Origin of the sequence: Caulobacter vibrioides (assembly GCF_002858865.1) — a bacterium.
GTDB classification, from domain to species: domain Bacteria; phylum Pseudomonadota; class Alphaproteobacteria; order Caulobacterales; family Caulobacteraceae; genus Caulobacter; species Caulobacter vibrioides.
This window is the reverse complement of the sequence record NZ_PJRR01000013.1, coordinates 83,468-102,097: the sequence shown is the minus strand read 5'-3', so window position 1 is coordinate 102,097 and position 18,630 is coordinate 83,468. Positions and strand designations below refer to the sequence as shown.

The following is an 18,630-nucleotide window of genomic DNA, read 5'->3' as shown; positions in this document are numbered from 1 at the left end:
GCGAAGACTAAGACTGTGTGGGGACAAGACTTGGCTGCGATCTATCCGGTAATCCTGTGTGGCGGCTCGGGCACCCGCCTCTGGCCCGCATCGCGGAGCGACCATCCCAAACAGTTCCTTAAACTCGTGAGCGATCGGTCCTCCTTCCAGGAGACTGTCCTGCGGGTGAAGGATATTCCGGGTGTGGCCGAGGTGGTCGTCGTGACCGGCGAGGCAATGGTCGGGTTTGTGTCCGAGCAGACCGCCGAGATCGGCGCCTGGGCCACAATCCTGGTCGAACCCGAGGCTCGCGACAGCGCGCCGGCCGTGGCGGCGGCGGCGGCCTATGTCGAGGCCCAGGATCCGGCCGGCGTCGTGCTGATGCTGGCCGCCGATCACCACATCGCCCAGCCCGAAATCTTCCAGCAGGCCGCCCTCACCGCCGCCAAGGCGGCCGAGCAGGGCTATATCGTCACGTTCGGGGTTCAGCCGACGGTCCCGGCGACCGGCTTTGGTTATATCCGCCCTGGCGCGCCGCTTCTGGATGGTTCGGTGCGTGAGGTCGCCGCCTTCGTCGAGAAGCCCGACCAGGCGACCGCCGAGCGCTATCTTCTGGAAGGCTATCTCTGGAACAGCGGCAATTTCGCGTTCCAGGCGGCGACCTTGCTGGGCGAGTTCGAGACCTTTGAGCCGTCTGTCGCCGCCGCCGCCAAGGCGTGCGTGGCCGGCCTGCAGCTGGAGGCCGGCATCGGCCGCCTGGATCGCGAGGCCTTCGCCCAGGCCAAGAAGATCTCGCTCGACTACGCCATCATGGAGCGCACCCAGAAGGCCGCTGTCGCCCCTGCGGCGTTCGCCTGGTCGGACCTTGGGGCCTGGGACGCGATCTGGGAGGCCTCCACCCGCGACGGCGACGGTAACGCTCAGACGGGCGACGTCGACTTGCACGGCTCGTCCAATGTTCTGGTGCGCTCGACGGGTCCCTATGTCGGCGTGATCGGGGTCAACGACATCGTCGTCGTGGCCGAGCCCGACGCGGTGCTGGTCTGCCATCGCAAGGACAGCCAGGCGGTGAAGACCCTGGTCGATGGCCTGAAGGCCAAGGGCCGCTCCATCGCCTCGCGCAAGAGCGCCTCGCCGAACGGGACCGAGACCCTGGTCTCGACCGACGGCTTCGATGTGGAGTTGCGTCGCGTACCGGCGGGAGAGACCTTGATGCTGCCGGTATCGACGCTTCAGGTGCTGGAAGGCGTGATCGAGATGGACGGCGACGTCTATGCTGCGGGCGCGATCATCGCCTTGGACGACTCGGTTCAGGCTCGGGCGATCGGGGCGGCGACCTTGCTGGTCACGAAGCCGCGTTGATCACCCGGTCCATCTCCAGGATCGCCAAGGCGATATGGTAGAACGAGCTGGCCGGGACGGGCTCTTCGATAAAGGTTTCGTCGGGCTGGTACTTGTCGCGCCAGAGGCCGGGGATCGCCGTGCGCAGATAGGCCATCAGGCCCTCAGCGGCGGCGGCGGCCATGTCCCAGTAGCGCGCTTGGCCGGTGATCTCCGCCGCCAGCACGGCCGCCTTGATCCGCTCGGTTTGGGGCCACAGTCGGGCGCCGTCGTCGTGGGTCGAGAAATCATCGAGCAGGGCGTTGATCGCCACGCCTCGCGATAGGTCAACGCCGTGGGTCTCGGCGTCATCGATCATGCGCAAGGCCGCCGCCGTAGCGTCGGCGCGGCCGGCAAGCTGGCCCCAGCGCATCAGCAGCCAGCCCCATTCGAACTGATGCCCCGGCTCGCAGATCCGGCCCGCGACGCCTGGCGCAGGGTTCCAGTCGAGGTCGAAGAACTCACGGATCTGGCCGCTGGGCGCGTGAATGAACCTGGAGAGCGCCAGTTCGGCGATCTCGTCGGCCAGGGTGCGCCAGATCGGGTCCTTGTCGATCTCGTTCCAGGCCAGCATGGCCTCGAACAGGTGCATATGCGGATTGGACTGCAGAGGCGCTGAGGGCGGGTTCGTCTGGTGGAAGCCCGCGACGGGATGCTTGCGTTCGGCGATCAGGCGCTCGCGCACCACAAGGGCCAGCGTCCGCGCGTCGTCGGCGCGGTCGGGCAGCGCCTTGGCGACCGCCGCCAGGGCGAACAGGGCGAAGGCCTGATCATAGAGGTCGGCGGTGTCGTCCAAGCTCTCGCCGTTCGGGCCCACAAGGGTGCGGAACTGGCCATCGGATCGACGATAGGCGGACAGGAAGTAGGCCAGGCCGTGTTCGACAGCCGCGCGCCAGGGCCCGCGCCAGCCCAGGTCGCCGGCGATCGCATAGGCGTAGATCTGTCGCGGCAGGACGCGACCGCGGCGGGGGCCATCCACCGCCTGGCCGTCCAGATCGATCTTCTCGAAGAAGCCGCCTTTCACCCGATCAGCGCCGACCTCCCACCAGATCGGATAGGCCGCCTCGACCGCCCAGGTCTTCAGGCGGTCGCGAAGTCGGGCGGCGTCGGCGAAAGCGTTGGTCATCGGAGGCTCCATCGGCGTGACCCTTCTAGGCGAGGTTGCGTGACGAGGCCAAGACGTCGGCTTGGCGATTCTGCGCCCGCCGGGTTAGTGCTCGGGCCATGACCAGTCCGCCTGCTCCCCCGCCCCTGAAGGCCGTGTTCCTGGATCGCGACGGTGTGCTCAATATCGATCACGGCTATGTTCACGATCCTGCCAAGCTGGACTGGATCGAGGGCGCACGCGACGCGGTCGCGGCGATGACGCGGGCGGGCCTGAAGGTGCTGGTGGTCACCAACCAGTCGGGGATCGGCCGGGGCTATTTCGACGAGCCGGCGCTGGAGCGCTTTCATGCCGCGATGCAGGGGCAGCTGGCGCAGGTGGGCGGGCGGATCGACGCCTTCTACCACTGCCCCTTCCATGAAACGGCGGCCGTTGAGGCCTACCGCGTGGCCGATCACCCCGACCGCAAGCCCAATCCCGGCATGATCTTGCGGGGGCTGGCCGAATGGGGTCTGCGACCTGATGAGGCCGTGATCATCGGCGACCGGGACATCGACGTCGAGGCCGGACGGCGCGCGGGCATGCCGGGCTATCTCTTCGCAGGCGGAAGTCTTCGCGCCTTTGTCGGGGCGGTGCTGGGTGACCGCGTTCCGGCGCTGAAATGAAGATCCTGCAGTTTGGCCGAACCGGCCAGGTCGCCACCGCCCTGCGGGCGGCGGCGCAGGGACGGTCGGAGATCATCGCCCTGTCTCGCGCCGACTGCGATCTTGCCGATCCCGAGCGCTTGCGCGCGACGATCCTGGCCGCCGACTGCGATCTTGTCGTCAACGCCGCCGCATTTACTCAGGTGGACCCGGCCGAGGCCGCGCCTGAGGCGGCCTTCGCCGTCAATGCGCGCGCGCCCGCCGCCATGGCCGCAGCCTGCGCCGAACGGGGGCTGCCGTTCGCGCACCTGTCGACCGACGCGGTGTTCGACGGCCGAACCGACCGCGCCTATGTTGAGACCGATCGCGCCGAGCCGATCAATGTTTATGGCCGCTCCAAGCTGGCCGGCGAGCAGGCGGTTCTGGCTCACCCCAGAACCGTGGTGCTGCGGATCTCGTGGGTCTTCTCGCGATACGGGCGCAACTATGTGAGCTTCATGCTCAAGCTCGCCCGCGAGCGCGAGACGCTGAAGGTGGTGGCCGACCAGTTCGGCACGCCGACCGATGGCGAGGCCTTGGCTGACTTTCTGGTCGCGACCGCGCCGCGCTGGGCGGCTGCGCCCGCCGATGATCCGGCCTTCGGCCTGTTCCATTTCGCCAATGCGGGCGAGACCAGCCGGTTCGACTTCGCCAAGGCCGCCATTGACCGCGACCCGATGACGAAGGCCCGGCTGGAGCCGACGACCCAGGCCGCCTTCGCCGAGCCCGCGCCGCGCCCGCCGCGCTCGCCGCTCGATACCGCCAAGCTGCGCGCGGTGTTCGGTTTCTCACCCGAGGCGTGGCGACCGGCGGTGGAGCGCACCGCTGACCGGTTGGTCTCCACGGGCCTCGCCGGCTAATCGCTGGCGCGAGCGGCGCGCCCGCGATAAACCGGGCGCCAACTTCCCCATAAAATACAGCGCAAGAGACCCATGCAGATCTTCCTCGACAGCACCGACACCAAGGTCATCGCGGATCTGGCCTCGACCGGCCTGATCGACGGCGTGACCACCAACCCGACCCTGATCGCCAAGTCGGGCCGGCCGATGCTGGAGGTGATCGCCGAGATCTGCGACATCGTCCCGGGCCCGATCAGCGCCGAGGTGGCCGCCACCACGGCTGACGCCATGATCGCCGAAGGTCAGAAGCTGGCCAAGATCGCGCCGAACGTCGTGGTCAAGATCCCGCTGACCCGCGATGGCCTGATCGCCTGCGCCGCCTTCGCTGACGAAGAGATCAAGACCAACGTCACCCTGTGCTTCTCGCCGACCCAGGCCCTGCTGGCCGCCAAGGCCGGCGCGACCTACATCTCGCCGTTCATCGGCCGCCTGGATGACTACGGGTTCGACGGCATGGACCTGATCCGCGACATCCGCGCGATCTATGACAACTATGGCTACGAGACCGAGATCCTGGCCGCCTCGGTGCGCAACGCCGCCCACGTCAAAGAGGCCGCGATCGTCGGCGCCGACGTCGTCACCATCCCGCCGGCGGTGTTCAGCGACCTCTACAAGCACCCGCTGACCGACAAGGGCCTCGAGCAGTTCCTGAAGGACTGGGCCTCGACCGGTCAGTCGATCCTGTAAGACGTTCAGCCTCCCGACGGGCTTCGCGCTCGCTCGGGAGGCGAGTTTCTGATCAAAGAGTATTTCGCAACGGCGAAGTCAGTTCGCAAATGCGGCCTGACGGGTTAGAGGTGGTCCGTTCACAGAGGGCCACCCCCATGGTTCCCCCAAGAGGTTCGGCGACCGCCGAGACCGAAGTTCGCCTGACCGGACCGGAGGAAGCCGATCGCTTTTCCCGGTTCCTGCAAGGCTTCCTCTCGGCCAACGGCTTTCCGTTCGTGATCGTTCACGACACCCCTGAATTCCTAGGCCAACTGCGCCGCGTGGTGTTCGAGGACGCGGGCCTCAGCGACAAGTTCGCACGGGAATGGACCTCGCGGCGCGGCACAGCGGGAACCGCCTGAGAGCCTATTTTTTCTCAACGCCCGTTGGCTTGGCCGTCGCCGCCGCCTTCCGAGGCCGCCTGGGCTTGATCAGCGCCAGCAGGTTATGGTGTTCGCCCTCGCCCGGCATGGCGGGCGAAGGATCCGTCGCCTTGGACGGGCGTGGTGGCGGCAGGTCGGTTCGGGCCGAGTCCTCTGACAGCAAATGAGCCGACAGCATCAGGTCGGTCTTGACCGGAGCAAAGTCGGCCGCCGCCGTCCAGACCCGGATCGCCGCCTGGGCATAGGCCTCGGACAGGTCGGTGACCTCGATCATCGGGGCGGGGTCCTGGCGGATGCGCGCGTCGTTCTCGGCCCGCTCGCGCAGACGCTTGAGCACCGCCACCAGATCCGTCTTCAGGGGAACCTTGAACAGCACGTCCACCCGGCGATTGCGGTGGGTCGAGTAGTTCAGGATCACATCCCCGAACACCTTGCTGTTGGGGATCATCACCTTGACGTTGTCGGGGGTGGCGATTTCGGTGAACAGCAGGTCCAGCGACTTGACCGTACCCTGACGGGTCGCCGTCTCGATGAAGTCGCCGACCTTGTAGGGGCGGAACAGCAGGATCATCACGCCGGCGGCGACGTTCGACAGCGCGCCTTGCAGCGCAAGGCCGATGGCCAGGGACGCCGCGCCGAGGACCGCGATGATCGAGGTCGCCTGCACGCCCAGTTGCTGGAGCACGGCGACCAGGCCAACGGCCACGATGGCGTAGCGGGCCAGGGACGCGGCGAAACTCTCCAGGGTCGGGTCTGGATTGTTGCGATGCACACGCGTCAGGGTCCGGCGCATGAACCGCGCGGCCCAGCCGGCGGCCCAGAAGGTGACCGCCAGGATCAGGGCGGCGACCACCAGATTCACGGCCAACTTGCCCAGCCAGTCGATGAAATGGCTGAGCATGGTCTCGTCGGCCTTCACGTTGGCGAGCGAGGGCAGCGCGGCGTCCGCCGGGATGATGCTGGGCTTTGTCGTCATGGGTGTCTCGATAGGCGCCCCCGCGCGTCGAGGTCAACGACACGACGCGATCAGGGTTCCGCTTGCCTGGGCCGGGAAACAGTCGGTTACATCAATTGGCTCGAAATCGTCACGAAGCCTGACTAAGAGCGCCGCCCATGAGCATGCCCTTCATCGACCTCGGCGCGCAGCAGCGCCGGATCCGCGACAAGATCGACACGGCCATCGCCAGGGTGCTGGACAGCGGCGCCTATGTCATGGGGCCTCAGGTGCGCGAGTTCGAGGCCCAGCTGGCCGCGTTCGGCCAGGCCAAGCTGGCCCTGTCCTGCGCCAACGGCACCGACGCCATCGCCCTGCCGCTGATGGCTTGGGGCGTTGGCAAGGGCGACGCGGTGTTCTGCCCGTCCTTCACCTTCGCCGCGACCCCCGAGGTCGTGCCATGGGTCGACGCGACGCCGGTGTTTGTCGACGTGCTGCCCGACACCTACAATCTCGACCCGGCCAAGTTGGAAGCCGCCATCGCCGGGGTGAAGGCGGAAGGCCAGCTGACGCCCAAGGTGGTGATCGCCGTCGACCTGTTCGGCCAACCCGCCGACTATCCGGCGATCAAGGCCATCTGCGATCGCGAGGGCCTGAAGCTGATCGCCGACAGCGCCCAGGGCTTTGGCTGCACGCTGAACGGCCATCACCCGCTGCACTGGGCCGATGTGGCCACCACCAGCTTCTTCCCGGCCAAGCCGCTGGGCTGCTACGGCGACGGCGGCGCGGTGCTGACCAATGACGCGACGCTGTGGGACCTGATGGACAGCTACCGCGTCCACGGCAAGGCGGTCGGCCCGGACCTAGCCGGCAAGACCTTCGATCACGATCCCAAGTACCTGAACACCCGCATCGGCATGAATTCGCGCCTCGACACGATCCAGGCGGCGATCCTGATCGAGAAGCTGGCGATCTTCGCCGAGGAGATCGCGCTGCGTCAGGTCGTGGCCGACCGCTACGCTGCGGGCCTGAAGGGCGCGGTGCTGTCGACTCCGGCCGTCATCGACGGCGGCGTCTCGGTCTGGGCCCAGTATGTGATCGAGCACGAAAACCGCGACGGCCTGGCCGCCCACCTGAAGGCGCAAGGCGTGCCGACGGCGGTCTATTATCCCGTCCCCATGCACGTTCAGGCGCCCTACGCCCAGTTCCCGCGCGGCGCGGGCGGCCTGCCGGTCACCGAAGCCAAGGCCGAGACGGTTCTGGCCTTGCCGATGCACCCGTATCTGGGCGCTGAGGACCAGCAGAAGATCATCGACGCCATCCGCAGCTTCGGCGGCTGATCAGGCCAGCATCGCTTCCAATGTCGCCAGGTCATCGGCCTCGCGCGCGGGCTTGTCCCAGCGGATGCGGTTGATGCGGGGAAACCGCATGGCGACGCCGGACTTGTGGCGGCTGGACCGCTGCAGGCCTTCGAAGGCGACCTCGAAGACCAGACCGACCTCCAGGTCGGCGCGTACCGATCGCACGGGGCCGAAGCGCTCGACCGTGTGGTCGCGGACGAACTTGTCGATCCGCTTCAGCTCCTCGTCGGTGAAGCCGAAATAGGCCTTGCCGACGGGGGTGAGGGCGCGCCGGCCGTCCTCATCCTCGCGCCAGACGCCGAAGGTGTAGTCGGAATAGAAGCTCGATCGCTTGCCGTGACCGCGCTGGGCGTACATCAGCACCGCGTCGATCAGGCGCGGATCGCGTTTCCACTTGAACCAGGGGCCCTTGGGGCGGCCGGGTTCGTAGACGCTGTCGCGGCGCTTCAGCATCAGACCTTCGGACAGGCGCGCGTCACCCTCCGGCGGTTCAAGTCGAAGCGCGGCGAGCGCCTTCCAGGTCGCAAAGGGCTGCAGGGGCGAGAGGTCGATGCGCGAGGTCTTGAGGCTGGCGACGAACGCTTCCAGCCGGGCGCGGCGCGTCTCGAACGGCAGGGCCCGCAGGTCGGTCTCGCCGTCCATCAGCAGATCATAGGCCCGGATCCCGGCCGGGAACGCGGCTAGCAGTTTGGCGTCGACCGTCTTGCGGTTCAGGCGTTGCTGGAGATCGCCGAACGAGGCCAGGGCGCCGTCGCGGAGCACCAGCAGTTCGCCGTCGATTGCGCCCTCGAAGTCGAGCGCCTCCACCACATCGGGAAAGCTGGCCGAGATGTCGTCGCCGGTGCGGGTGTAGAGCCGCCGCTCGCCGCGTTCGGAAACTGCCTGCACGCGGATGCCGTCCCACTTCCATTCGGCGAGGTAGTCGGCCGGGTCCAGCTTCTGGAAATCGACCTCCTCGTCGAGCGGCTGGGCCAGCATCACGGGCCGAAAGCGACCCGGCGCGTCGGGCGACGGGCGTTCGGAGCGCCCCTCCAGCCAGGCGAAGAGGTCGCCATAGGGCGGCTCCAGCGCATGCCAGATCTCCTCGATCTCGCCGATGTCGACGCCGCCGAGGTTGGCGCAGGCCTGCTTGGCCAGGCGCGAGGAGACGCCGACCCGCAGTCCGCCGGTCATCAGCTTCAGCAACGCCCAGCGACCGTCGGGATCCAGGGCGTCCAGCCAGCCCTCGATCAGCCGCTGCACCTCGGGGCGCGAGGCCGAATGCAGGGCGTCGATGACCTCGGACAGTTCCGGTGGGCGGTTGGCGCCCGGCCATTTCCTGGAGGAGGGGGCGGGCCAGACCAGCGAGACCGTCTCGGCCAGGTCGCCGACGAAGTCGTACGACCAGGCGAACAGCTGGGGGTCCATCCGCGCCTCAATGGCCTTGCGGATAAAGGCCGGCTTGGCGGCGTTGAACGACAGCGCGCCTGTCAGGGCCGCCAGCGCATAGCCCCGATCGGGATCGGGCGTTTGGCGCAAATGATCCTGGATCAAGACCAGCTTGGCGTTGCGCGAACTGGTCAGGGACAGTCGATCGAGCAGGTGGGCGAAGGCGCGCATGGACATGGAACGCGAAGCAAGGCCCTTGCGATCGTGACCGGACGATCAGACCGGCCAAATCGACCGGGATCAAGGGTCATCCTCCGCGCGATTAGGCCTGTGCGGCGGCGGCCTCGTTCAACTGGCCCAGGATCATGATCTTCTGCCAGATCTTGCGACCCAGGTCCGAGGCCAGGGTTTCAATGTCGTTGACGGCGGCGATGATCACCGGGTCGTCGGTCTCGCCGGCGTAGAGCGCCGCCAACTTGGCCGTCAGGGCCAGCATCTCGGCGCAGTAGTCCAGATAGCGCGACAGCTGGAAATTGCTCATCTCGCGGGGCGGCGAATGGCGGGTGCGGGGACCCAGGATCACCGACGGGTCCTTGGTCAGTTGATGCATGTCGATGACGTGGCAGAACGAGCGCAGTTCGTGCAGGGCCACCTGCACGCGCTGCTGCTTCCAGCGGCGTTCCAGCGAGCTGAGGAACCAGGCCGCCGCCCCCGAAAGCAGAGCCAGATTGATGGCCGCCTCCAGGCCCTGGGCGAGGTCGAAGCCCTCCCGGGCGCGCAAGGCCGCGCTCCAGTCGAGGCGCCGGGCCAGGGCGAACTCCAGCGCGACGCCGCCGACGATGATCAGCACCACCAGGGCGCGGAGGAGCAGATAGGGCCGTCCGATCCTTCGGGCGCGCGCGGCGGTCTGGCGGCCGGTGTCGGCGAGGCGCGCGCAGACCATCGCCAGACCCGAGGCCGGAAAGCGTTCTGAGACGCGGGCGTGCAGGTTGTCGAGTGTCTCGACCACCTTGACGGCGTCCAGCTTCTGTCGGTCGCGCGGGCGGGCCATGGTTTCAGATAGCGCAGGTTTATGACCCCTCGCGCAAGTGCGCGCCTGCTGCTAGATTAAAACAGATGTTTGAAATCCTGTGAGGCGAGCATGAGCGACACGGTCGTCCCGGCGGGTTTCAGCCCGCACGCGCGCAAAAGTCCGATCACCGATCCGTGGGAGCCGCTCTATGCGCGCCTTGCCGAGGATCGGCTGGTCTTGGCGACCTGGGTGCGCGAGCCGCACTGCAATTCGCGTCACATGCCCCACGGGGGTTTCCTGGCGGCCATGGCCGACAATGCGATGGGCCTGTCGCTGGGCGTGAACCTGGCGCGGACCGGCGCGCCGGTGGACGGGCTGGTGACGGTGTCGCTGACGCTCGACTATCTGGGCTCGGCGCGTCTGGGGCAATGGCTCGAGTTCGACACCGACTTCATCAAGCTGGGTCGGTCGATCTGTTTCGCCGAGGCGACGGTGCGCGCCGACGGCGACCCGGTGGCGCGGGCGCGGGCGAGCTTCAAGGTGCGCGCGCCCAAGGCGGCCGCCTGAACCAAAACCGCAGCCAAGGCTCTAAAACCAGATACTTAGAGCCCTGGCGGCGGTGGTCGGTCTCGGCGTCTGACAGGGGTCAGGCGCGCTCGTGAACCGCTTCTTCGGCCACCAGCGGCTGGGGCAGGCGGCTGACCATCTCCTTCGGGCAGACCTGCCAGAACTGGTCGCGGACGCGGTCCCAGTCGCGCAGCAGGGTGGCGGCGAACACCGAGTCGGTCTCGCGGGCGTGCTCGGCGATCAGCGCGCGCAGCACGCCTTCCCAGTAGGGCGAGGCCAGGCGCTGCACCACGATGCTGTCGGGGTTGATGTTGTCCTCGAAGCGGTCGTGCTGGTCGAGCACGAAGGCCATGCCGCCGGTCATGCCTGCACCGAAGTTGCCGCCGGTCGGACCCAGGATCACCACCTGGCCGCCGGTCATGTATTCGCAGCCGTTGGCGCCGCAGCCCTCGACCACCGTGGTGGCGCCCGAGTTGCGAACGGCGAAGCGTTCACCCGCCTGGCCCGCTGCGAACAGCCGGCCCGAGGTGGCGCCGAACAGCACGGTGTTGCCGATCAGGGTGTTGGTCTCCGGCGCCGCAAGGCCCCGGGCCGGCTTGATCACGATCGTCGCGCCCGACAGGCCCTTGCCGACATAGTCATTGGCCTCGCCGGTCAGTTCGATGCGCAGACCCTGGACCGCGAAGGCGCCCAGGCTCTGGCCGGCCGAGCCCTTGAGCTGGACGGTCAGGTGGCCGGACGGCAGGCCCTTCATGCCGAACTTGCGCACGATGTGGCTGGACGTGCGCGTGCCGATGGTGCGGGCGGTGCTGCGGACCGTGTAGGTCAGCTGCATCTTCTCGCCGCGTTCCAAGAGCGGGGCGGCGTCGCGGACGATCTGGGCGTCCAGCGTGTCGGGCACCGCATTGCGGCCGACCACCGTGTTGTAGGGCTTGTTGGCGCCCGGATCGGCGCGGACCAGCAGCGGGTTGAGGTCGAGGTCGTCCAGGTGCTCGCCGCCGCGGCTGACCTGGGCCAGCAGGTCGGTGCGGCCGACGATTTCCTGCAGGCTCTTGAAGCCCAGGCCCGCCAGGATCTCGCGCACCTCTTCAGCGATGAAGGTGAAGAGGTTGATGACCTTGTCCGGCGTGCCGGTGAACTTGGCGCGCAGGGCCTCGTCCTGGGTGCAGACGCCCACGGGGCAGGTGTTGGAGTGGCACTGGCGCACCATGATGCAGCCCATCGCCACCAGCGAGGCGGTGCCGATGCCGAACTCCTCGGCGCCCATCATCGCGGCGATGACGATGTCGCGACCTGTGCGCATGCCGCCGTCTGCCCGCAGGACCACCGAATGGCGCAGGTTGTTCAGGGTCAGCACCTGGTTGGCTTCCGACAGGCCCATTTCCCACGGACCGCCGGCGTACTTGACCGAGGTCTGGGGCGAGGCGCCCGTGCCGCCGACGCCGCCGGCGACCAGGATTACGTCCGCTTTCGCCTTGGCCACGCCGGCGGCGATGGCGCCGATGCCGGTGGCGGCGACCAGCTTCACCGTGACGCGCGCGATCGGGTTGATCTGCTTGAGGTCATAGATGAGCTGGGCCAGGTCCTCGATCGAATAGATGTCGTGGTGCGGCGGCGGGCTGATCAGCATCACGCCGGGGGTGGAGTGACGCAGGCGGGCGATCATCTCGGTGACCTTGAAGCCGGGCAGCTGGCCGCCCTCGCCGGGCTTGGCGCCCTGGGCGACCTTGATCTCCAGCTCGACGCACTGGTTCAGATATTCGGCGGTGACGCCGAAGCGACCCGAGGCCACCTGCTTGATGGCGCTGTTGGGGTTGTCGCCGTTGGGCAGCGGCTTGTAGCGGGCGCTGTCCTCGCCGCCTTCGCCCGAGACCGAGCGGGCCCCGATACGGTTCATGGCGATGTTCAGGGCGCCGTGGGCCTCAGGGCTGAGGGCCCCCAGGCTCATGCCGGGCGTGACGAAGCGCTTGCGGATCTCGTTGACGCTTTCGACGTCGTCGGTGGCGATCGGGTTGCGGTCCGAGCGCCAGTCCAGAAGGTCGCGCAGCTGGATCGGCTTTTGCGTGCGCAGGCCGTTGGACCAGCGGCGATAGAGCTCGTAGTCGCCGGTGTCGCAGGCTGTCTGCAGGGTGTGCATCAGGCGCGCTTCGAAGGCGTGGGCCTCGCCCGAGCGACGGGCCTTGTAGAGGCCGCCGACCGGCAGGGTGACCGCCGCCGTGCCCCAGGCCTTGCGGTGCAGCTCGACCGTCTTGCTCTCGATGCCGGCCAGACCGATGCCCGAGATGCGCGAGGGCATGCCGGGGAAGAACTCGGCGGCCATGGCGCGCGACAGGCCGACGGCCTCGAAGTTGTAGCCGCCCCGATACGAAGAGATGACGCTGATGCCCATCTTCGAGATGATCTTCAGCAGCCCGCCCTCGATGGCGGTCTTGAAGTTGATGCAGACATCGCGCAGCGACTTGTCGCCGACGAGGCCGCGCTCCAGGCGATCCTGGAAGCTCTCCTGGGCCAGATAGGCGTTGACCGCCGTGGCGCCGACGCCGACCAGCACCGCGAAATAGTGCGTGTCCAGGCACTCGGCCGAGCGGACGATGATCGAGACGTAAGACCGCAGGCCCTTGGCCACCAGGTGGGCGTGCACGCCGCCGGTGGCCAGGATCATCGGCAGGGCCACGCGCTCGGCGTCGCTGGCCTCGTCGGTTAGGACGATGGCGCCGCAGCCGCGCAGCACGGCGTCCTCAGCCTCGGCGCGGATCCGGTCGAGGTTGGCGCGCAGGGCGTCGCCGGCCCGGGCTTCCTCGGCGGGCAGGGGCATTGTGCAGTCGATGACCGCGACGTTCTTCTCGCCCAGCAGGCCGTGGATGCGCTCGTACATGCCGGTGGTCAGCACCGGGCTTTCCAGCACATAGACGTCCGCCTGGGCCGCGTCCTGGGCCAGGATGTTGCCGAGGTTCTTGAAGCGGGTCTTCAGGCTCATCACGCCTGTTTCCCGCAGGGGGTCGATCGGCGGGTTGGTCACCTGGCTGAAGTTCTGGCGGAAATAGTGGCTGAGCGGACGGTACTTCTCCGACAGCACCGCCAGCGGCGTGTCGTCGCCCATCGAACCGACGGCTTCCTTGCCCTCCTCGACCATGGGGGCGAGGATCATTTCCAGGTCTTCCAGGCTATAGCCGGCGGCGGCCTGACGACGGGTCAGCTCCTCGCGGCCGAACTTGCGCGGTTCGGGACCAGGGCCGATCTCCTTTTCCAGATCGACCATGTTGCCCAGCCACTCGGTGTAGGGGTGGCGGGTGGCCAGTTCGTCGATGATCTCTTCTTCGCCATAGAGACGGCCCTCGGCCAGGTCGATGGCGATCATCCGGCCCGGCGAGATGGCCAGCTTGCGGGTGATGCGCGCCTCCTCGACGCCGCACATGCCCGCTTCCGAGCCCATGATCACCAGACCATCGTCGGTATAGGCCACGCGCAGCGGACGCAGCCCCGAGCGATCCTTGCCGGCCACGACCCAACGGCCGTCGGTGGCGCACAGGGCGGCCGGACCGTCCCACGGCTCCATAACCGCGTTGCAGTAGGAATAGAGCGCCTTGTGGGCGTCCTTCATCTTCGGGTTGGCGGCTTCCGGCACCAGAAGGGCCTTGGCCATCGGCGCGTCGCGACCGGCGCGCACCAGCACCTCGAAGGTGTTGTCGAGATTGGCGCTGTCCGAACCGCCCGGCTGGATCACCGGTTTGACGTCATCCCCGAACTCGCCGAAGGCCTGGGCGGCCATCTTGATCTCGTGGGACTTCATCCAGTTGATGTTGCCCTTGATCGTGTTGATCTCGCCGTTGTGGGCGAGCATCCGGAAGGGCTGGGCCAGGCGCCACTGCGGGAAGGTGTTGGTCGAGTAGCGCTGGTGGAAGATCGCCACGGCCGCCGTGAAGCGTTCGTCCTTCAGGTCGGGGTAGAACTCGTCGATCGCCTCGGCGAGGAACATGCCCTTGTAGATCAGCGACTTGGCCGACAATGAGCAGATATAGAAGTCGCTGATGTTCTGGGCGTGGACGCGCTTTTCGATGCGCTTGCGGCATAGGAACAGCGCGCGCTCCAGCGCTTCGCCCTCGAGACCCGCCGGGGCGGCCAGCATGATCTGCTCGATTTCCGGACGGGTGGCGTTGGCCTTCTCGCCGATCACCGAGGTGTCGACCGGCACCTGGCGCCAGCCGTAGATGTAGAAGCCAAAGCGCAGAGCCTCGGCCTCGACGATCGTGCGGCAGGTCTCCTGGGCGCCCAAGTCCGTGCGCGGCAGGAAGATCTGGCCGACCGCGATCGGACCCTGGCGCAGGGCGTGGCCGGTGCGACGCACCTGGTCGATGAAGAAGTCCTGCGGAACGCTGACCAGCACGCCGGCGCCGTCGCCGGTCTTGCCGTCGGCGTCGACCGCGCCGCGGTGCCACAGGGCCTTCAGGGCCTTGATCGCCAGTTCGACCACTTCGCGGCGCGGCTGGCCGTCAATGGCGCAGACCAGACCCACACCACAGGCGTCGCGCTCGGTCGACGGGTCATAGGCGTGGCCGTCGATCAGCGCCTGGCGGTTCTTCAGATAGAGGTCCATCTGGCTCATGATCCTGGTCCTCTCTTATTCGGCGGCGATCAGCGTCGAGGACGCCTTGGCCAGCAGGTAGCGGTGGATGGCGTCGGCGGCGTCGCGGCCGTCCTTGATCGCCCAGACCACCAGCGAAGCGCCGCGCACGATGTCGCCGGCGGCGAACACGCCGTCGAGATTGGTCATCTGATTGCGGACGTCGGCCTTGACGGTGCCCCAACGGGTCACCTTCAGGTCCGGGGCGGACCACTGCTCTGGCAGGTTCTCGGGCTCGAAGCCCAGGGCCTTGACGACCAGCTGGGCCGGACGGTCGAAGTCGCCGCCGGGGATTTCCTCGGGGCTCTGGCGGCCCGAGGCGTCCGGCGCGCCCAGACGCATGCGGATGGCGCGCACGCCGGTGACGGCCTCGGCCTCGCCCGACAGGGCGCGCGGCGCGGCCAGCCATTCGAAGGTGACACCTTCTTCCTCGGCGTTGGCCACTTCGCGCATCGAGCCGGGCATATTGGCCTTGTCGCGGCGATAGAGGCAGGTGACCGACTTGGCGCCCTGACGGATGGCCGTGCGCACGCAGTCCATGGCGGTGTCACCGCCGCCGACCACGACCACGTCCTTGCCCTCGGCGTTCAGTTCGCCCGAGTCGTAGGCCGGAACGCTGTCGCCCAGGGACAGGCGGTTGGAGGTGATCAGATAGTCGAGGGCTGGAACCACGCCCTTGCTGCCGCCGCCCGGAACGGTCAGGTCGCGCGCGGCGTAGACGCCGACGGCGATCAGCACCGCGTCATGCTGGGCGCGCAGGTCCTCGAGCGTGGCGTCCTTGCCGACCTCGAACCCCAGCTTGAAGACGACGCCGCCGTCGGCCAGGCGCTGGGTGCGGCGCTCGACGACGTCCTTCTCCAGCTTGAAGCCGGGGATGCCATAGATCAGCAGCCCGCCGGCGCGATCGTGGCGGTCATAGACGGTGACGTCGTAGCCGGCCTCACGCAGCTTCTCGGCGGCGGCCAGGCCTGCGGGGCCCGCGCCCACGATCCCGACCGACTGACCGCGCGCCGGACCGGCGGCCAGCGGCTTGACCCAGCCCATCTCCCAGGCCTTGTCGGTCAGGTAGCGCTCGACCGAACCGATGGTCACCGTGCCGTGACCCGACTGCTCGATCACGCAGTTGCCTTCGCACAGGCGATCCTGGGGGCAAATTCGACCGCAGACCTCCGGCATCGAATTGGTCGCCTGCGACAGGGCGTAGGCTTCTTCCAGACGGCCTTCGGCGGTCATCCGCAGCCAGTCGGGGATGTTGTTGTGCAACGGGCAGTGGGTCTGACAGAACGGCACGCCGCACTGCGAGCAACGCGAGGCCTGCTCGGTGGCCTTGGCGTCGATGAAGTCGGCGTAGATCTCGTGAAAGTCGCCCGAACGCTCAGCGGCCGCGCGCTTTTCAGGCGTCTTGCGGGCCACCGTCGTGAATTTCAGCATGCGCTCGGCCATGCGACTTCCCTCGCCCCAGGATTGGGAGAAAAATTGCTCTGGCGGCGCTCTTAAGGACTCTTTTGCGCAATAAGAATGTGGTGGTCAAATTATAAGACCAAAATCGCTTTGCTCTTGCAGGGAGCATTGAGAACCTGTCGCAATAGGCTGGTATAATAGTCCAGTTTGTGGATTAACGCCGTTTTTACGATGTTTGGCGCACGCCACGGACAGCGCTTCAGGGGACCCTCATGCCGGATTGGCTCATTGCTCTCATTCTCGGCCTGATCGAAGGTCTGACCGAGTTCATTCCGGTTTCGTCGACCGGCCACCTTCTTCTGCTCGGGCACTTCCTGGGCTTCCATAGCCCCGGCAACACCTTCCAGGTTCTGATCCAGCTGGGCGCGATCCTGGCGATCACCGGGGTCTATTTCGGCCGCCTGTGGGGCTTGCTGACGACGCTGCCCACCGATCCGGGCTCGCGCCGGTTCGTGATCGGGATCCTGCTGGCCTTCCTGCCTGCCGTGTTCGTCGGCGTGGCGGCGCACGACTTCATCAAGACGGTGCTGTACGAGACGCCGGCCCTGGTCTGCTTGACCCTGATCATCGGCGGCTTCATCCTGCTGGCGCTGGACCGCATGAAGCTGGAGCCGCGCTACACCGACGTGGCGGAGTATCCGCTGAAGACCGCCTTCATCATCGGTCTGTTCCAGTGCCTGGCGCTCGTCCCAGGGGTCTCGCGCTCCGGCGCGACCATCGCGGGGGCCTTGCTGCTGAAGTGCGACAAGCGCTCGGCGGCGGAGTTCAGCTTCTTCCTGGCCATGCCGACCATGGCCGGCGCCTTCGCCTATGACCTGTACAAGAACATCGACAAGCTGAGCACCAATGACCTGGGCCTGATCGGGATCGGCTTCCTGGCCGCCTTGGTCTCGGGGGTCTTCGTGGTCAAGACGGTGCTGGACTTCATCACCCGTCACGGCTTTGCGCCGTTCGCCTATTGGCGGATCGCGGTCGGCGTCGTGGGTCTGGCGCTGCTCTACATCCCGCGCTGAGCCCTCTGGCGGGGTAGAACGAGAAAGGCCCTGACGCGGTGAGCGTCAGGGCCTTTCGTCTTTAGCGCCGGGCCGGACGATGATCCCTAGAACGCGCCGGCCGGGGTCTCGGCGTACTGACCGCCCTTGCGGTAGCGATAGAGGTAGCTCGGCACGATGGCTTCAACGGCCGTCGGCGTCACGCCAGCTTCGGCCAGGCCGGGCAGGCCCTGTTCGGCGACATTGTCGCTCTTGAGCATCTGGACCTGATCGCTGGTCAGCGGCGGCGGGATGACGCCTGCGACGAGGTCGCCCAGCGAGCCGATCAGCGAGGCCACCGGCCAGGGCAGGGGGATCAGCGGCCGGTTACGGCCGGTCTCCACCAGGATCAGCTCGAGGATCTCGCGCATCGTGTAGACGGTCGGGCCGCCCAGTTCGTAGGTTACGCCCGCCGCAGCCGGGCTGGCGACCGCCTTGGCGATCACCGCGGCCACATCGCCGACGAACACCGGCTGGAAGCGCGTGTCGCCGCCGACCAGCGGCAGGGCGGGGGCCAGAGCGGCCATCTGGGCGAAGCGGTTGAAGAAGTCGTCCTCAGGACCGAACACGATCGAGGGGCGGACAATGGTGGCGCCGGGGAAGGCTTCGCGCACGGCGGCCTCGCCCTCGCCCTTCGAGCGGGCGTACTTGGCGGGGCTGTTCACGTCGGCGCCGATGGCGCTGATATGGACCAGATGCTTGACGCCGGCCTTGGCGGCGGCCTCGGCGACGGTACGCGCGCCCATGGTGTGGACCGACAGGAACTTCTGGCGACCGCTCTCGAACAGCACGCCCACCAGGTTCACGCAGCCCTCGGCGCCGTCCAGCGCGCGGGCCACCGAGGCGGCGTTGCGGACATTGGCCTGCACGACCTCGATCTGGCCGACATCGCCCAGCATGCGCATCTTGTAGGCGAGATTGGGCTGGCGCACGGCCACCCGCACGCGATGGCCCGCCTTGGCGAGCGCCCGCACGACCTGACCGCCCACGAAACCGGAGCCGCCGAACACCGTGACCAGACCTTGCATCATCATCCCTCGTGCCTGCGATGACCACACCGCGATGAACGGGGGAATTAGACGACCACGGCCCGGTTCGCAACGAAATCACGATTTGTCGTTTTTTCGCTGTTGACGCG

General features: G+C 67.5%; 15 protein-coding genes. 8 read left to right on the top strand and 7 right to left on the bottom strand.

The annotated features are described in order from the left end of the window. Window positions 1-30 precede the first annotated feature (30 nt). On the top strand, window positions 31-1,341 hold the full coding sequence (locus CVUC_RS08640; protein WP_096034559.1) for a mannose-1-phosphate guanylyltransferase/mannose-6-phosphate isomerase: 1,311 nt from the start codon (window positions 31-33) through the stop codon (window positions 1,339-1,341). Here CVUC_RS08640 and CVUC_RS08635 read toward each other — a convergent pair. After that, entirely contained in the window at window positions 1,325-2,485 is a 1,161-nt protein-coding gene (locus tag CVUC_RS08635; RefSeq protein WP_010921444.1) for an AGE family epimerase/isomerase, read from the bottom strand. The two genes, CVUC_RS08640 and CVUC_RS08635, sit on opposite strands and share 17 nt — an antisense overlap. Window positions 2,486-2,583: 98 nt before the next feature. On the opposite strand from CVUC_RS08635, the gene CVUC_RS08630 reads away from it, so the two are divergent. The 4 genes from CVUC_RS08630 (at window position 2,584) to CVUC_RS08615 (ending at window position 5,116) form a co-directional block, all read left to right on the top strand. Beyond that, window positions 2,584-3,129 carry a D-glycero-alpha-D-manno-heptose-1,7-bisphosphate 7-phosphatase gene (locus CVUC_RS08630; protein WP_015923322.1) on the top strand — a complete coding sequence of 182 codons (546 nt, stop codon included), beginning with the start codon at window positions 2,584-2,586 and terminating at the stop codon, window positions 3,127-3,129. Next, window positions 3,126-4,007, top strand: coding sequence for a dTDP-4-dehydrorhamnose reductase (gene rfbD, locus CVUC_RS08625; protein WP_010921442.1), 882 nt, complete (start codon window positions 3,126-3,128; stop codon window positions 4,005-4,007). Before CVUC_RS08630 ends, rfbD begins: the two co-directional genes overlap by 4 nt. A gap of 72 nt (window positions 4,008-4,079) precedes the next feature. Continuing rightward, the gene (gene fsa, locus CVUC_RS08620) at window positions 4,080-4,733 is read left to right on the top strand and encodes a fructose-6-phosphate aldolase (protein WP_010921441.1); all 654 of its coding nucleotides are present in this window, start codon (window positions 4,080-4,082) and stop codon (window positions 4,731-4,733) included. A 137-nt stretch (window positions 4,734-4,870) separates the two neighbouring features. Continuing rightward, window positions 4,871-5,116, top strand: a complete 246-nt coding sequence (locus CVUC_RS08615) for a hypothetical protein (protein ID WP_024265984.1) — start codon at window positions 4,871-4,873, stop codon at window positions 5,114-5,116. A 4-nt stretch (window positions 5,117-5,120) separates the two neighbouring features. Here the strand turns inward: CVUC_RS08615 and CVUC_RS08610 are convergent, their stop codons facing one another. Further along, window positions 5,121-6,113, bottom strand: coding sequence for a mechanosensitive ion channel family protein (locus tag CVUC_RS08610; RefSeq protein ID WP_096034558.1), 993 nt, complete (start codon window positions 6,111-6,113; stop codon window positions 5,121-5,123). A 137-nt stretch (window positions 6,114-6,250) separates the two neighbouring features. Between CVUC_RS08610 and CVUC_RS08605 the strand changes: the two genes are divergently transcribed. After that, entirely contained in the window at window positions 6,251-7,411 is a 1,161-nt protein-coding gene (locus tag CVUC_RS08605; RefSeq protein WP_096034557.1) for a DegT/DnrJ/EryC1/StrS family aminotransferase, read from the top strand. Here the strand turns inward: CVUC_RS08605 and CVUC_RS08600 are convergent, their stop codons facing one another. Together CVUC_RS08600 and CVUC_RS08595 are read right to left on the bottom strand one after the other, a co-directional pair. After that, window positions 7,412-9,037 (bottom strand): cisplatin damage response ATP-dependent DNA ligase, encoded by a 1,626-nt coding sequence (locus CVUC_RS08600; protein WP_096034556.1) that lies wholly within the window; start codon window positions 9,035-9,037, stop codon window positions 7,412-7,414. 85 nt (window positions 9,038-9,122) lie between these two features. After that, a complete protein-coding gene (locus CVUC_RS08595) occupies window positions 9,123-9,851 on the bottom strand; it encodes a hypothetical protein (RefSeq protein ID WP_096034555.1) in 729 nt (242 codons plus the stop codon). Window positions 9,852-9,941: 90 nt separating this feature from the next. Here CVUC_RS08595 and CVUC_RS08590 point away from each other — a divergent pair, with 90 nt between their 5' ends. Further along, complete coding sequence (locus CVUC_RS08590) at window positions 9,942-10,379, top strand: PaaI family thioesterase (RefSeq protein WP_096034554.1); 438 nt, start codon at window positions 9,942-9,944, stop codon at window positions 10,377-10,379. 79 nt (window positions 10,380-10,458) lie between these two features. On the opposite strand, the gene gltB is transcribed toward CVUC_RS08590, so the two are convergent. Further along, complete coding sequence (gltB, locus tag CVUC_RS08585; protein ID WP_423748629.1) at window positions 10,459-14,982, bottom strand: glutamate synthase large subunit; 4,524 nt, start codon at window positions 14,980-14,982, stop codon at window positions 10,459-10,461. Window positions 14,983-14,997: 15 nt separating this feature from the next. Continuing rightward, the gene (locus tag CVUC_RS08580; RefSeq protein ID WP_010921433.1) at window positions 14,998-16,443 is read right to left on the bottom strand and encodes an NAD(P)-dependent oxidoreductase; all 1,446 of its coding nucleotides are present in this window, start codon (window positions 16,441-16,443) and stop codon (window positions 14,998-15,000) included. A 230-nt stretch (window positions 16,444-16,673) separates the two neighbouring features. Here CVUC_RS08580 and CVUC_RS08575 point away from each other — a divergent pair, with 230 nt between their 5' ends. Further along, window positions 16,674-17,474, top strand: a complete 801-nt coding sequence (locus CVUC_RS08575; RefSeq protein WP_096034552.1) for an undecaprenyl-diphosphate phosphatase — start codon at window positions 16,674-16,676, stop codon at window positions 17,472-17,474. An 86-nt stretch (window positions 17,475-17,560) separates the two neighbouring features. On the opposite strand, the gene CVUC_RS08570 is transcribed toward CVUC_RS08575, so the two are convergent. Then, a complete protein-coding gene (locus CVUC_RS08570) occupies window positions 17,561-18,520 on the bottom strand; it encodes a complex I NDUFA9 subunit family protein (RefSeq protein WP_096034836.1) in 960 nt (319 codons plus the stop codon). Between the last annotated feature and the right edge of the window lie 110 nt (window positions 18,521-18,630).

Excerpts from the sequence above, each read along its gene's own strand:
- CVUC_RS08635 (WP_010921444.1), bottom strand. The coding sequence starts at position 2,485 with ATGACCAACGCTTTCGCCGACGCCGCCCGACTTCGCGACCGCCTGAAG.
- CVUC_RS08630 (WP_015923322.1), top strand. The coding sequence starts at position 2,584 with ATGACCAGTCCGCCTGCTCCCCCGCCCCTGAAGGCCGTGTTCCTGGAT.
- rfbD (WP_010921442.1), top strand. The coding sequence starts at position 3,126 with ATGAAGATCCTGCAGTTTGGCCGAACCGGCCAGGTCGCCACCGCCCTG.
- fsa (WP_010921441.1), top strand. The coding sequence starts at position 4,080 with ATGCAGATCTTCCTCGACAGCACCGACACCAAGGTCATCGCGGATCTG.
- CVUC_RS08615 (WP_024265984.1), top strand. The coding sequence starts at position 4,871 with ATGGTTCCCCCAAGAGGTTCGGCGACCGCCGAGACCGAAGTTCGCCTG.
- CVUC_RS08610 (WP_096034558.1), bottom strand. The coding sequence starts at position 6,113 with ATGACGACAAAGCCCAGCATCATCCCGGCGGACGCCGCGCTGCCCTCG.
- CVUC_RS08605 (WP_096034557.1), top strand. The coding sequence starts at position 6,251 with ATGAGCATGCCCTTCATCGACCTCGGCGCGCAGCAGCGCCGGATCCGC.
- CVUC_RS08600 (WP_096034556.1), bottom strand. The coding sequence starts at position 9,037 with ATGTCCATGCGCGCCTTCGCCCACCTGCTCGATCGACTGTCCCTGACC.
- CVUC_RS08595 (WP_096034555.1), bottom strand. The coding sequence starts at position 9,851 with ATGGCCCGCCCGCGCGACCGACAGAAGCTGGACGCCGTCAAGGTGGTC.
- CVUC_RS08590 (WP_096034554.1), top strand. The coding sequence starts at position 9,942 with ATGAGCGACACGGTCGTCCCGGCGGGTTTCAGCCCGCACGCGCGCAAA.
- gltB (WP_423748629.1), bottom strand. The coding sequence starts at position 14,982 with ATGAGCCAGATGGACCTCTATCTGAAGAACCGCCAGGCGCTGATCGAC.
- CVUC_RS08580 (WP_010921433.1), bottom strand. The coding sequence starts at position 16,443 with ATGGCCGAGCGCATGCTGAAATTCACGACGGTGGCCCGCAAGACGCCT.
- CVUC_RS08575 (WP_096034552.1), top strand. The coding sequence starts at position 16,674 with ATGCCGGATTGGCTCATTGCTCTCATTCTCGGCCTGATCGAAGGTCTG.
- CVUC_RS08570 (WP_096034836.1), bottom strand. The coding sequence starts at position 18,520 with ATGCAAGGTCTGGTCACGGTGTTCGGCGGCTCCGGTTTCGTGGGCGGT.